The sequence below is a fragment of the Nitrosomonas sp. GH22 genome (assembly GCF_009833115.1).
In the GTDB taxonomy this organism is placed as follows: Bacteria; Pseudomonadota; Gammaproteobacteria; order Burkholderiales; family Nitrosomonadaceae; genus Nitrosomonas; species Nitrosomonas eutropha.
This window is the reverse complement of sequence record NZ_QRCA01000047.1, coordinates 15,907-30,286: the sequence shown is the minus strand read 5'-3', so window position 1 is coordinate 30,286 and position 14,380 is coordinate 15,907. Positions and strand designations below refer to the sequence as shown.

Genomic DNA, 14,380 nt, shown 5'->3' with positions numbered 1-14,380 from the left:
AGTGCACCACCTTCCTGGCCGGATTGCGTGAGGATGTGATCACCGGTCCGTTGGTCGTGGACGGACCAATGAACGGGGCCACGGTTCTCGCCTATATGCAAACCTGTCTGTGCCCCACGCTGCAGCCAGGTGACATTGTGGTGGCCGACAACCTGTCTTGTCACAAGGTTCCAGGCGTCCGCGCAGCCATTGAAGCGGCAGGTGCCACGCTGCTCTACTTACCGCCGTATTCGCCTGATCTGAATCCAATCGAGAAAATGTTCTCCAAACTCAAAGCCCTATTACGCAAAGCCGCCAAACGAACCATGGATGCCTTATGGGCACAGATCGGCAAAGTGTTGGATCTGTTCACTCCGGAGGAGTGTGCCAACTACTTCGCTTCATGTGGATATGTAAACAAGTAAACCAAAAATACTCTAGTAAAATGTCTTTACATACAACGGACAGCCAATTACATAAGCCAATACCAAAGCATGGCGGAAGGCATTGATGCGTGCCGGTATCGAAAATTTCCGCTGGCATGAGCGACACACCTGGGCAAGTTGGTTAGCTCGAAGAGGTGCGCCTTTGAATGTGATCCAGGAGATGGGAGCTTGGGAATCAACCGAGATGGCGAAGTGTTATGCTCATCTCGCTCCCGAGTAATTCAGAAAACATGCAGAAGTGGTAGATGTTCTGCTGCTTCCTGACACAAATTTGACCGGAAAAATCAGCAGATTAGAAAACTCACCTACCCTATTGATTTAATGGTGCCGACAGCAAGAATCGAACTCGCGACCTTCTGATTACAAATCAGCTGCTCTACCAACTGAGCTATGCCGGCAAATAAAAAAATAAAACTATTTTACAATTTTTAAAAACGCTTTATCTCGTTGTTTACCTTCAACGGATAAAGCTTGGTCTTTCTGTAAAATAGAATCATCTATGTAACTCCCCTCGGTCCATCCCGTATTAATCTCCGGAATAAAGGTAAGTCCTTGCCCTGATTCTCGCGCAAATATTGCAGATACAGCTGCAATCATAATCCTGATTTTTTTTGGTACTCCATTGAACCGAGTTATAAATTGAATTATTTCATTATCAATCTGTAAGTCATTCACTGACTGGCTGCTTATATTAAGTATAATTTCTTTATTCTTAAATAACTCAGCCGGAATACCAGAACATCCATCTTCTAATGCTGAGATATAAGGGCAATATCCATTATTAATACACCACTCATGGACAGCACGTATTAAATAAGGTTTGATTGAAGAGACATTATTCATTTACGCATCAATTTTTCAGCTGGAGTCAATGCATCAATAAATAGCGGTCTGCTAAAAAGCCTTTCAGCATACTTTAGCAACGCAGCAGCCTGCTTTGGTAGCTTGATCCCATAGTGATCAAGCCTCCACAATAACGGAGCAATTGCCACATCCAGCATGGTATATTCATCTCCCAGCATATATCTCTGTTTGTCGAAGATAGGGGCAATCATTGCCAATCCATTCGCAATTTCTATGCGAATTTTGTCTGCTGCTTTTGGATTGCCCTGCTCCAGAGACTCAACATGGCTGAAAAGCTCCTTCTCAAATCGGTGTAATAGTAATCTCGCGCGAGCACGCATCACTGGTTCCGCAGGCATTAATTGCGGATGAGGAAAACGATCATCGATATATTCATTGATGATGTTTGCTTCATACAATATAAGATCTCTTTCAACCAGGATTGGCACTTTTCCGTGTGAACTAATTACAGCGATATCCTCAGGTATATTATTAGGATCAACATCGATAACCTGAAAATCCATATCCTTTTCATGCAATACAATTCGACAACGATGGCTGAAAGGACAAGTTGCTGTTGAATATAATGTCATCATAGCTTCTGTATAACAAGTAATTAATTTACAGAAGATAATTCTGAAGAATCTTCAATGTATATCTCTCCAGTATTCTTTCTTAAGCAGATAGGTTAGCCCAAGCATACCAAACAGAAACAGTAATACGATGACTCCAAGTTCTTTACGATAAGATGCATGTGGCTCACCTAAATAAACCATATAATTTACTAAATCAGCTACAAATTTATCGTATTCCCCTTTTGTCATCGTCCCGGATTTTGTTAAAACCAAATTTTTGGTTCCCGGTTCCAATGTCTGCCATCCTTGTAAATGATGCAGAACGTGAGGCATTGCAACTTTGTCAAAAGTCAAGTTATTCCAACCACTATAAGTGGACGTATCCTGATAAAAAGTACGTAAATAGGTATACAACCAATCTGCTCCACGGGATCGAGCGATAACAGATAAATCTGGAGGAGCCACACCGAACCATTGCTCAGCCTCTTTCTTTCTCATAGCTGCTTCCATAAGATCGCCAGTCTTTTGTCCGGTATGAATAAGTTCCGTACGAATATCATCCTCACTCATTCCGATATCACGATGTCGGTTATAGCGCATAAAATCAGCGCCATGACATGTGAGACAGTATTCAACGAAACTATTGGCACCACGTTTCAGCGATTCCTTATCAGTCCTATCTATAGGAGCTTTGTCTAACTCAACTTCCTGCCCGGAAGAATGTGCGACAAAAGGAGTTAGTAATACAGCCAGTAATAAAATTTTTATCATTCTCATTTTGTTACGTTCTCTGGTTCAGGTTTAACTTTATCTATTTTGCTATACCACGGCATCAGCAGAAAGAAAGCAAAATAAATCGTAGTAAAGATTTGTGCCAGTAAAGTATACAAAGGTGTTACCGATTTAGTCCCCAACCACCCGAGAACAAAAAAGCTGATCACAAAAAGAGTCAACGCAATTTTAAAATAGGGTCCTTTATAGCGGATTGATTTAACTGGACTGCGGTCCAGCCAAGGCAGGAAACAAAAGATAACTACAGCCGCCGCCATTAAAATCACACCCCATAATTTGGCATCCACACCCAAAAAGTTCACTGTCACTGCACGCAACATGGAGTAATATGGAGTGAAATACCATACTGGAGCAATATGATCCGGGGTATGTAAAGGATTGGCTGGTATAAAATTATTATCTTCCAGAAAATATCCACCCATCTCTGGTGCAAAGAAAATAATCCCACAGAACACAATCAAAAATCCCACTGCTCCAAAGATATCCTTGACCGTGTAATAAGGATGAAACGGTATGCCATCGACCGGGATCCCGGTTTGTGGATCTTTGTTAGCCTTGATTTCTATACCATCAGGATTATTGGATCCCGTTTCGTGCAAAGCAATGATATGTACAAACACCAGCACTACAATCAAAATAGGAAGTGTTACCACGTGATAAGCAAAAAACCGGTTTAAAGCTGCATCCGACAGCATGAAGTCACCGAGAATCCAGTTTGACAAGGTATCGCCTATAAGTGGTATTGCTCCGAACATACTGACGATAACCTGAGCTCCCCAATAGGACATTTGCCCCCATGGCAAAATATATCCTGTAAAGGCCAGGCTCATCAGAACAAAAAATATGGCCATACCTATCAACCACAGCAATTCACGCGGCTTTCGGTAAGATCCGTACATCATTCCGCGAAACATGTGCAGATAAACCACCACAAAAAACATGGAAGCACCAGTTGAATGCATATATCTGATCAACCAGCCAAAATCCACATCTCGCATGATATATTCAACCGACGCGAAGGCCATTCCGGCATCTGGTTTATAACTCATGGTCAGAAAAATACCTGTCAGCAGCTGATTAACCAGCACCAATAACGCTAACGATCCAAAGTAATACCAAAAATTGAAATTCTTGGGAGCATAATATTCAGATAGATGCGCTTTCCAAGTAGAAGTCAATGGAAAACGCTCGTCTATCCATTTTATCATTGAATTTTGCTGTTTATTCATTTTAGGCGGACTCTTTACTGTCAGAACCAACCAAAAGTTGGTTATCACTTAAATAGGTATAAGGAGGTACTACCAGATTGGTAGGAGCCGGTACGTTTTTGTAGACACGTCCAGCCAAGTCAAACTTGGATCCATGACAAGGGCAAAAGAACCCCCCTAGCCAGTCTTCACCTAGATCAGCAGGCGCTATATCCTTCCGATATACTGGGGAACATCCAAGATGCGTACAAACTCCCAGCACAACCAGTATCTGGGGTTTGATTGATCTTGTCGGGTTTTGCGCGTAAGGAGGCTGTTGATCTCGCTCAGAGTTCGGGTCAGCCAGCTGGTCATTTAATTTCTTTAGATCATCCAACATTTCAGAAGTACGCTTCAGTACCCAAACAGGCTTTCCTCGCCATTCAGCTGTCAGCAGCATACCTGGTTCCAGCTTACTGATATCCACTTCAACCGGTGCCCCTGCAGCTTTAGCTCGTTCGCTAGGCATCATACTACGCAAAAAAGGTGTCGCCACACCCGCGCCAGCAACCACCCCAGCAACCGAAGTGGCCACCAGTAAAAAGCGGCGTCGCCCGCTCATCTTTCCGTTATCACCACTGTCTGTCATTTTCTAACAATTCCATTTCATTAATTACCAGCTAATCAATAACACACTTAATTCCGGCACCTTGAAGCACATGAATTTCTAAAATGGCACCCTGGCACCCTCCTAAAAAGCGCGATTATTTTAGCATAGACTATACTCGCCAAGATAGATTGATTACTATCGACTAATTGATATGGGCCTTAATCTAATTTACCATGACATTGCTTATATTTCCTGCCTGATCCACAAGGACATGGATCATTCCGTCCAATCTTGTCACTTTTACGTACAAATGGTTGTTGCTTGGCTTCATGACCCTCCGTGACTGATTGATGCTCCTCTTCCGCCTCACTATAAGCAGCGTGATGATATTGCAAATTTTTCGGGGTTGAGGTTTCTGCTACTGATTCAACCTGCTGCTCACTACGGATTTGTACGGTCATAAGAATTTTTGTTACATCAGCTTTAATCGCGTCGAGCATCCCCGCAAACAGCTCAAAAGCTTCCCTTTTATATTCCTGCTTAGGATTTTGTTGAGCATAGCCGCGCAAATGAATCCCTTGTCTCAAATGATCCAGCGCAGCCAAATGCTCACGCCAATGTGAATCTATACTGTGCAACATCACCATACGCTCATATTGATTCATGATTGATGCACCCACTTGTTCGACTTTACCCTGATAGCTGGTGTTCACAGATTCCATGATACGGCTACGCAGATTTTCTTCATGCAGTTCACTATCAGCTTCCAACCATTCCTGCACGGGAATTCGCAAGAGAAATTCACTGGCCAAAGCTTTCTCTAACCCAGGAACATCCCATTGTTCTTCTATACTTTGTGCAGGAATATAAAGACCAATTAGTTGGTTTATCACACTCTCACGAATAGCACTAACGGTTTCTGAAATACCTTGCTCGGCATCCAGCAACTCGTTGCGCTGCTGATAAATAACCTTGCGCTGATCATTGGCCACATCATCGTATTCCAGTAATTGCTTGCGAATATCAAAATTTCTGGCTTCGACTTTTCTCTGAGCATTTTCTATTGCACGCGTCACCCATGGATGTTCGATTGCCTCTCCCTCTGGCATTTTAAGGCGCGTCATAATATTCGCTACCCGGTCGGAAGAAAAAATACGTAACAGTGGATCTTCTAGGGAAAGATAAAAACGGCTGGAGCCCGGATCACCCTGCCGGCCGGAACGTCCACGCAGCTGATTATCAATCCGGCGTGATTCATGCCGTTCAGTGCCAATGATATGCAATCCTCCCAGCTTGATTACCTCATCATGCCTGACTTGCCACGCTTGGCGGGTTTCCTTTATTTTTTCTGTTTTGGTCATATCATCAAGAGCATCATCTACCCGAATACGATTGATTACCTGCTCCAGATTTCCGCCTAGCACAATATCCGTTCCTCGACCAGCCATATTAGTCGCTATGGTCACCATCTTCGACTGCCCTGCCTGAGCGATGATATCGGCCTCCCGTTCATGCTGCTTGGCGTTGAGAACCTGATGAGGTAGCTTCTCTTTTGTCAGCATGGTCGATAGCAATTCATTATTTTCGATTGAGCCAGTTCCAACCAGAACTGGCTGTCCACGCTCGTAACAGCTTTTGATATCCGCAATAATCGCCTGATATTTTTCTCGTGCCGTACGAAAAACCTGATCCATACGATCTTCCCGTGCGATCGGACGGTGAGTTGGAATGACAACCGTCTCCAATCCATAGATTTGCTGAAACTCAAATGCCTCCGTATCAGCAGTACCGGTCATACCGGCAAGTTTTTCATACATCCTGAAATAGTTCTGAAAGGTGATAGATGCCAAAGTTTGATTTTCTTTCTGAATTGAAACATTTTCTTTGGCTTCAACAGCCTGGTGCAATCCCTCCGACCAGCGCCTTCCCGGCATTAAACGACCAGTAAATTCATCTACAATAACCACCTCATCGTTCTGCACAACATAATGCTGATCGCGGTTGTATAACGCATGCGCACGCAATCCCGCATTAAGGTGGTGAATCAAAGTAATATTAGCTGGATCATACAAACTGGATTCCGCTGGCAGCAAGCCAACCTCACCCAGTAATTTTTCAGCATGTATAAATCCTTCCTCGCTCAGTAATACCTGTTGCGTTTTTTCATCCACACTATAATCACCCGGACTATTTTCATCCTTCTGCCGAGTAAGCCGGGGAATCAATACGTCAACGCGTTTATAGACTTCGGTATCCCCTTCAGCCATGCCAGAAATGATCAAAGGCGTTCGGGCTTCATCAATAAGGATCGAATCAACCTCGTCCACAATTGCAAAGTTAAGCACGCGTTGTACCCGCTCTGCGCTATGCCCCACCATATTGTCACGCAGGTAATCAAAGCCATATTCGTTGTTCGTACCGTAAGTTATATCTGCACCATAAGCAGCTTGTTTATCTTCATGAGGCATCTGTGACAAAACCACCCCGACACTCAATCCGAGGAACTGATAAATTTGCCCCATCCATTCAGCATCACGCTTCGCCAGATAATCATTGACTGTAACAATATGCACTCCCTTTCCGGAAAGCGCATTAAGATAGATTGGTAAGGTGGCCATCAATGTCTTTCCCTCACCGGTACGCATCTCGGCGATTTTCCCTTCATGCAGCACCATTCCGCCGATTAGCTGTACATCGAAATGACGCATGCCAAGAACACGTTTACTCGCCTCCCTGACTACGGCAAACGCTTCTGGCAGCAATTGATCCAGTTTTTCGCCATTTGAGATACGTTGCTTGAACTCGCTCGTCTTGTCACGCAGCTCCTCATCCGACAGTGGTGAAATGACAGCTTCCAGCTCATTGATGGTGCGGACGATCCTTGAATATTGCTTTACCAATCGATCGTTACGACTACCAAAAATACCTTTTAGTAAATTACTCAGCATGGGAAATTGTTGTTTATCTATTGATGTAAAAATGCACTGTAATACAGATCAACTATCAAACATGATCTATTTCACAGCAGGGGGAAGCAGAGGGGTACTGAAATTGCTTGCTGGCTGATTCATGATCAAACCAGAATAATGTTATAGAAAATGCATGCAAGCGCATAATAGTTGCAGATACGTAACGAGGATAAATGATACACATTATATTTGGATTCAGTGCGTTAAGTAGTGCTTGCTGTGACCCGCACTTTTCTTATTTACGCAATCATTTATCTGGCTGAGCATCAACTGATCTAATTCATCGTATGTCAGGATAAATTCCGCAGCGACACATCAAATCGTTGCGATAATAAAGTCCGACCATACTACCATAATCGAAATGATAAGCAGAAAAGACAATAACTGTTTTGGTACCGAGCATATTGTCTCAAACCCTGATTATCCAGCATAATCTTCAATATTTATAATATGTATACAAAGCAAAATGGCATGTCCATCCTTAATCTAAGCAACTATCTGACAGTTCTGAGTAATACGCCCGATTATGGTCAATTATTTATCAAGGCACGACATCTGGCAGAGGTACAGAAACACCTACTGGATATTATTCCATCTCAATTCAAAAATCGATGTACGGCAGGGCAGCATACCGCTGACGGCCTCTTGGTTATTTATGTGGATAACGGTGCTTCTGCCACTCGGCTACGCAACTTTGCCCCATCAATTCAACAAAAAATGAATAAAACCGGAATCAAGGTTGAAGATATCAGGTTTCGCATCCAGCCTCAGTTGCATTCCCAAGAATCTGAAGACACTCATGAAATTAAACGTTTACTGAGCCAGACTGCTGTTGAGCATCTGGACAGACTATCCTGTTCATTACCAGCTGAATCCCCCTTGCAATCTTCCCTCAAAGCCTTGCTGGCAAACAACCATCATGAATAAAAATCGCTGTTTAACCCTTCTCCATATTGCTGATAAAAGTATTGGCTTCATTTATAGATTTTTCCATCGCGGCAACCAGAATTGAGACATTCGATTGCAGTGTTTTCAATTCTCCTTTCAATGAAGCAATCGCCCGGGCATTTAGGTTATGTTTAAGATACATGACTTGATCATTAAAAACAGTCAACACAGGTTGTATTCTGGATTCAGCATTTTTCATGGCAGCAACAAGCTGTCTGTAATATGACTTCGTTGTATCGAGCTTTTCCTGGCTGCTTCGTTTTAAAGTCGAGTTTGAGTATTGTGTAATCTCCTGTTCCCACTCCCTGAACAATGCGGCCGAAACACTTTCGATATCCTCTATCCGGCTTCTGACTTCATTTGCCTTATCCACGCTTGCTTCGTATTCACGGTTCAGCTTTTTATAGACTCCTTCAAGATCGCCACCTTTAAAATTCGTGGCAACAGAAAATTGCTCCAAAGCTGATTTGAATTGCTCTCTAGTTTCTTCTTGCGTGTCCCTCGCCTTTTCCACGCGATAAACCAATATATCCCGTTTCGGGATGCCAACTTTCTCCAGCCCACTGTAATACATAGTAGAACAAGCAGTTAGAAGAACTGCAAAACCCATAACAAAAATTTGATTTGAATATTTCATTGTCGCGCCCCAATAAATCTCGTAAACCCTCGGTGAGGACTCAGAATATAGATATTAATCTCACCGCAGTACGCCACGCCGCAGTAATTGCCACATCACCTTATAGCCCCAGAGTATTGGATGGCGCCTTAACATCGGCGTAATCTCCACCTTGATGCCTGTATGCCGCTCAATTTTCCACGCAGCATAATCCAGACAATCCCGGAAAGTTATCGTCGCCTTGCTCAGGCGTAGTATTGATAAAACTCTTCCCTGCCAGCGCCGCAATCGCCATTGGATACGTGTACTTAATTTCTTTAGCGAGGTTACCGCTCCAATATGATACTGCTCATCAGTTTGCAAACTCAGCAATGGACTCAAGGCAGGTACGGCCGCTACGGTTAATTGGTTGTAGAACTCGGGATCAAGCTGTACTAAATGTTGAGCGCGTCCCTTGCGCTCAGCACGCAGCTCAGCTGCATAAGTCAGCATTAGCCCGGAAGTCCAGATTGTCTCCAGATTACTGGAGCCTGACTCAAGTACAGGCAACGTTGAACTGATAAATTTAAGTATGGCATGCGCCTGCGCACGGTAGATACGCTTCTGAATCTGGTCGTCACGTGTATAAAGCAATCTGGCCGGTTGCGAAAAACGCGCCCAGATATAGGGATGAAACCAGTGACGGGCGCCACGTTCAAAATCTGCTGTAGATATAACTGCATACTTTGCACGCATGACACCGGTTGAAGCGGGAATCTCCAGATAAAAGACATTTGGTGGCAACCAGGCATTCAGATAGGCCAGCAGATGATCGGAATAAGCTAGCTGATAATCACTGATCAGCACATAAAAATCGACAATACCTTCAGTCAGATCAGAAGTATGCAGGCATGAGCCGTATAGAACGATTGCATCCAGAGCCTCCCCGAAACGCTGTCTCAACGCATCAGTAAAGCCTTGAAATAACGGGTGTACAGGCTGAGCATCCTGGATCGCTATTTTCTGTATCAGGAGGTCAGGGATACTTTGCAAATCAACGGAATCGCCCATTCAGATCCCTCTTTTAGAAAACACGGAACAGAATCGGGCCATCAGCCGTGATTTTTACTGGTCCGTACTGACTGGAAGCATGATAAAGCTCGCCATCCACGATATATTCATCATCCAGCCACAATTCAACTGAAGCTGCGTTATAACTGATATAGCCTTCCTCTCTTTTCAAGTGGTGGCCGCGCCCTGCGATCAGCGGCCAGATATTTCGCCAGAAGTGCTTACTGTGTTGCTCGACAAATGTTGTACGTAACGGCGCAGGTTCCTGCCCCCAATAAGGGCGAATGCCGAGCAATAATCTTTCCAGCGTGCTGACGAGCGCAAACAGATATACTTTTTCGCTCAAAGTACCCGTGTTATCTTCTTGAGTAATATGCACCGGGGCCCACTCAGTTTGTGGGCGTCCCAGAAAGGAGCCCACCAACGAACGTAGTACGATCAACACTGTAAAGATATTGCCAGTAATCCCCATGTGCTTAATCTGACTGTGCGAGAATTTCACGCCACGAGCAATCAAACCAAGGCCAAATATCATTCCGTATACATTTCTTGTACCGGCCTGTTCAATCCGCAATACTGGCCTCTTTATCCGCTTCACCTCACCAGGTTGGTGCACATATTGCCTGATTCTGGTCAAAATCTGCTCTGCCCGCCCATTCGTCCCTAGATCCAATGCAGTCATGTTGGTTGTTCCAGCCGGTACAATAGTGATTTCCGGCCATCTATCCAGCGACAAGCGTTCAAACAAGCAACTGATCACACCTTGCAGAGTACCGTCTCCCCCCACAACAACCAGCCATTCAATCTTTGCTTCGATTATAGCGATAACAGCCTGCTCAAACTCAACTGGGCTGGTTGCCTGAATTTGTCTGATTTCCGGCAATGTTGCCAGAAGGCTCTGCATCCGTGCGGCATGTTTACGAAACCAGCCTCCCAGCGGGTTGTAGATCAAACCTACCCTGGCAGGTACAAAGTCCCCCACAGAGTTACTGGCCATCTCATGTTGGCCTGACATATCGCTGGGAAAGAGACGGCCGGGTAAATACTCTGACTGCAAATTGCCGTCTGTCACGAACGGGATCAATGCCCTCCATCCATGAGTAAAGTACACCGTCCCGGGATCGGCTTTGCCAGGCGATAAACAGCCTGCAAATAAGGAAGAAGGTAGACAGACAATGCCACAGTACGACCAGAATGAATCCAATATCCGGCCTATCAACTATCCAGCCAGCAGTTAACAAGATCAAGTTCGGATTACGCCGTGCGGTAATTAGGCGGTGAAATGAATCGACTTTACGCCAGATGAAAATATCGAAAGAGGCCAGCCAGAACTGAAAGGCGCCTTCGCAAAGACGACCACCTATATAGCCAATAAACATTAACCAGGTGAATAATTCGAGATTGGTCAGCGGTGTGGTGGTAGTCATAAGACCAACACCCCAAGCCAGATACCATAAGGGCGGATGGATAATATCCAAACCATGATCTAATATATCGCCCACCTTGCTTGATGTCAGCGTAACGCGTGCCAGTTTGCCATCGACCGTATCCAGAAAAGTCATCAACCATGCCATGATCAGGCCAACACCAAACGCACCATACCAGAATGCCACGCCCGCCAGTACAGCCAGAACCAGGCTAAGTAATGTTACATGATTAGGCTTCAGTCCCAGCTGCACACACAGACGTGTAGTCATAAACGCTGGCCAAGGCCATAGCCATTTAGTGACCAGATCAGTCACACCTTTATAGGAGGCGGCAAAAAGCTCGGATTCAAGCGCGGCCTGGTTGCAACGCAGAATCGGCAGTACATAAGGTGGATCTTTCTTTTTCAGATTTTGCTGTACCTGAATCGGGAGGTCTTTTAAGGTGCAGCGTGGAAGATCATCGGGTACCGGCCGTTTCTCGCTCAATACTTCACACATCACACCAGCGTCGTTTCCGTCTGCCCGGATCGCCACTGGAATTTCATCCACAGGTGTAACAAGTACCGTGTGTTTATCCAATACCATCAGGGCATTGATCACTCTGGCATCGAACAGATAATCAGCCCGCAGCAACAACACGAAATCCGCTCCAGCCAATTGTGAAAGATCTTCTACCACAGCAGCTGTCCCGATTGAGCTCAGCATCCGTTCAAGACGAGTGCGCCCACTCACCCCCCACAAATTAGTTTTACTATTGCCGACAATATGAACAAAGAAAGTTGCAGACATGTTTATCTCAGAAAGTTCGTCGTAACAGCCAATATGCTGCAATAACAATCAGAATTGATCCAGGTGCAATTGAAACAACGATAGGATTCAACTGAAATACCAGCCCGATATTAGCGATAATCTGATCGAGCAGATAAATACTGATCCCCATCAATGAAGCCAGAACCAGTTTTCCTCCCAATCCTTCACGCACCGAGCCAAAAATGAAGGGAATTGCTATCAAAATCATTGCAATAGTCATCACTACACTACCGACCTTGCGCCATAAAGCCATAACATAGGCATCCGCTTTCTGACCGGTCATCTTTAAGAATTCGGCATGGTGCAACAACTCCAATGGGGTCAGGCTTTCAGGCGGTTTTGTCAGTGTCGCGATATCTTCAGGGCCGAGAAACGAGTGCCACTGAAGTGCGTGTACTTTCCTGGAAAAGATACGATCTGGGGCAAACATACGTACAGTAACATCATGCAATTTCCACATACTTTTGTCGAAAATATCTGCATATTGCGCATGTATATGGGCAGTCATCAATCCCTGTTTATCAAAATGCATGACTTCGATATCTATTGCCCGCCCTTTATGCAGCATTTCACCAATACGCAATATATTCTGCTCATTACGTGTCCAGATTCCGAGCCCCTTCCCTAATTCCGCACTTTGCTCCAACGCCACCGCACGCAATACAATCGCCTGCTGTTGAAATTGTGGCGCCACCAAATACTCAAGTGCTATGGTTGAGGTGATAAGCCCCCCCCCGATTCCAATCGGGGCAAGGCTGATCATCAAAGGAGAAAATCCTGCCACGCGCATCGCCACCAATTCAAGGCTGACCGCTAACCCGCCTAGCGCACCTACTGTCCCCAGCAGCGCAATGAAAGGCGCAATCTGGATAAATCTGCGAGGCATCAGCATTGCCGTATACAGGAAAGCATCCCGGGTGGTATATGTTCCTTTCCCCACATCATCCAGCTGATCAAGCAGATCAAAAAAACTGAACAAGGGCAACAGCACCACAGTAGCAATAATCATCCCTGTCAAAACCTGCAAGGCGATGTAGCGATAACAGATCTTCACTATTTTCTTGCAGATAAGAATAACCTGAGCTCAGGCAGGCGCAATACAACAACCATGAGAAGCAATCCATATACCCACCAGATCCCCGGCACGGCAGCAACAACGCCCTGCTCCACCCAGGTTTTCGCTAATCCACTGAGGTTGTAATAAACAGCGAATACTAGCGCTGCAACAATAAATGTTCTATCAGCTTTATCTTTACGTGGCGCTATCCGGGTAAAAGAAACCGCGATCAAAGCCAGCAAAATGGTTGCGGCTGGCCGGGAAAGCCGCCATTGTAATTCCGCTATCTCCTGCGGTTGCTCGGAATTCCATAATGATTGCGTTGATGCAGCCTTGCGTCGATAGTTTTGAGCTTGATCGTTTTCATTAAAGTAAATCATCTTTTCAAACTGAACAGTACTATCCCTGGCTGCATCATATCCAAGACGATAGATTTTCCCGTCCAGCAATTCAATATACGGCCATTGCTCCTGTGTCATGGGCTGCTGGTAACCTTCTCGGGATACGATAATTTCTCTGTTTTCAGCTGTTCTGATGTAGTGAAAAATGCCTTCCATGCGTTTTTCAAGATCATCTTTTCCCCGGATAAAGATTACACGGCCACTTTTCTCACTACCGTAGAATCTTCCTGGCTGAAATCGATCAGTATTTAACTCAGCTTCAGCCTGTGCATTCATCACATAGCTTTCTGCATACGCCCACGGGCGAGCATAAATGGAAAGGACTCCACTGAGGACGGCAATGGGTAGGGCAATTATGAAAACAGTACGAATAATCTGGTTGTCACCATAACCGACAGAACGTAACACATTAATTTCCTGATCACGGTTCATCCGGCTTAAACCATGGATTACCGCAACATAAAAAGCAATCGGCACCAGCACTTCTAGCGCAATAATAGTTTTCAGCCCCACCAGTTTGAACATGGCTATGGCACCCAAGGTCTCAGCCACCGCCCCGGTTAAAAAACGCGCAACGCTGAAACTTACGAAAAGCCCGATCAGGATGATAGTTACTACGAAGAAAGGAAGTAATAGTTCCCGTGAGATATATCTTTCAATAATTCCCATG

General features: G+C 44.9%; 14 protein-coding genes, 1 tRNA gene and 1 pseudogene. 3 read left to right on the top strand and 13 right to left on the bottom strand.

The features are described 5' to 3' along the window. The coding region (locus ABF86_RS11650; RefSeq protein WP_160803621.1) for a transposase at positions 1-404 on the top strand (404 nt) is incomplete at its 5' end. Positions 405-471: 67 nt separating this feature from the next. Beyond that, positions 472-639, top strand: a pseudogene (locus ABF86_RS11645) (tyrosine-type recombinase/integrase); the annotation flags it as partial. A gap of 108 nt (positions 640-747) precedes the next feature. On the opposite strand, the gene ABF86_RS11640 reads toward ABF86_RS11645, so the two are convergent. From ABF86_RS11640 to secA, 7 genes are all read right to left on the bottom strand, one after another. Beyond that, positions 748-823, bottom strand: a tRNA-Thr gene (locus ABF86_RS11640). 16 nt (positions 824-839) lie between these two features. Next, a complete protein-coding gene (locus ABF86_RS11635; RefSeq protein ID WP_011634189.1) occupies positions 840-1,268 on the bottom strand; it encodes a ClpXP protease specificity-enhancing factor in 429 nt (142 codons plus the stop codon). Then, complete coding sequence (locus tag ABF86_RS11630; RefSeq protein WP_074456294.1) at positions 1,265-1,864, bottom strand: glutathione S-transferase N-terminal domain-containing protein; 600 nt, start codon at positions 1,862-1,864, stop codon at positions 1,265-1,267. The genes ABF86_RS11635 and ABF86_RS11630 overlap by 4 nt, the downstream gene beginning before the upstream one ends. A gap of 51 nt (positions 1,865-1,915) precedes the next feature. Next, positions 1,916-2,620, bottom strand: coding sequence for a cytochrome c1 (locus tag ABF86_RS11625; protein WP_011634187.1), 705 nt, complete (start codon positions 2,618-2,620; stop codon positions 1,916-1,918). Then, positions 2,617-3,864 carry a cytochrome bc complex cytochrome b subunit gene (locus tag ABF86_RS11620; protein WP_074456295.1) on the bottom strand — a complete coding sequence of 416 codons (1,248 nt, stop codon included), beginning with the start codon at positions 3,862-3,864 and terminating at the stop codon, positions 2,617-2,619. The genes ABF86_RS11625 and ABF86_RS11620 overlap by 4 nt, the downstream gene beginning before the upstream one ends. 1 nt (position 3,865) lies before the next feature. Next, complete coding sequence (gene petA, locus ABF86_RS11615; RefSeq protein WP_011634185.1) at positions 3,866-4,471, bottom strand: ubiquinol-cytochrome c reductase iron-sulfur subunit; 606 nt, start codon at positions 4,469-4,471, stop codon at positions 3,866-3,868. Positions 4,472-4,650: 179 nt separating this feature from the next. Continuing rightward, positions 4,651-7,380, bottom strand: a complete 2,730-nt coding sequence (gene secA / locus ABF86_RS11610) for a preprotein translocase subunit SecA (protein ID WP_011634184.1) — start codon at positions 7,378-7,380, stop codon at positions 4,651-4,653. Positions 7,381-7,872: 492 nt separating this feature from the next. Between secA and ABF86_RS11605 the strand changes: the two genes are divergently transcribed. After that, on the top strand, positions 7,873-8,328 hold the full coding sequence (locus tag ABF86_RS11605) for a DciA family protein (protein ID WP_240142328.1): 456 nt from the start codon (positions 7,873-7,875) through the stop codon (positions 8,326-8,328). A 10-nt stretch (positions 8,329-8,338) separates the two neighbouring features. Here the strand turns inward: ABF86_RS11605 and ABF86_RS11600 are convergent, their stop codons facing one another. From ABF86_RS11600 to lptF, 6 genes are read right to left on the bottom strand one after another with little or no spacing between them, the layout of a single operon-like run. After that, positions 8,339-8,986 (bottom strand): DUF2959 domain-containing protein, encoded by a 648-nt coding sequence (locus ABF86_RS11600; RefSeq protein ID WP_011634182.1) that lies wholly within the window; start codon positions 8,984-8,986, stop codon positions 8,339-8,341. Between the two features lie 60 nt (positions 8,987-9,046). After that, positions 9,047-10,015: a hypothetical protein gene (locus ABF86_RS11595; protein ID WP_011634181.1), complete on the bottom strand. Its 969-nt coding sequence runs from the start codon at positions 10,013-10,015 to the stop codon at positions 9,047-9,049. 13 nt (positions 10,016-10,028) lie between these two features. Then, the gene (locus ABF86_RS11590; protein ID WP_240142327.1) at positions 10,029-11,012 is read right to left on the bottom strand and encodes a diacylglycerol kinase family protein; all 984 of its coding nucleotides are present in this window, start codon (positions 11,010-11,012) and stop codon (positions 10,029-10,031) included. Between the two features lies 1 nt (position 11,013). Further along, positions 11,014-12,231 (bottom strand): CDP-alcohol phosphatidyltransferase family protein, encoded by a 1,218-nt coding sequence (locus ABF86_RS11585; RefSeq protein WP_074685317.1) that lies wholly within the window; start codon positions 12,229-12,231, stop codon positions 11,014-11,016. A gap of 7 nt (positions 12,232-12,238) precedes the next feature. Then, a complete protein-coding gene (gene lptG / locus ABF86_RS11580; RefSeq protein WP_074456298.1) occupies positions 12,239-13,306 on the bottom strand; it encodes an LPS export ABC transporter permease LptG in 1,068 nt (355 codons plus the stop codon). Further along, positions 13,306-14,379, bottom strand: coding sequence for an LPS export ABC transporter permease LptF (gene lptF / locus ABF86_RS11575; protein WP_074685318.1), 1,074 nt, complete (start codon positions 14,377-14,379; stop codon positions 13,306-13,308). Before lptF ends, lptG begins: the two co-directional genes overlap by 1 nt. Position 14,380: the final 1 nt, after the last annotated feature.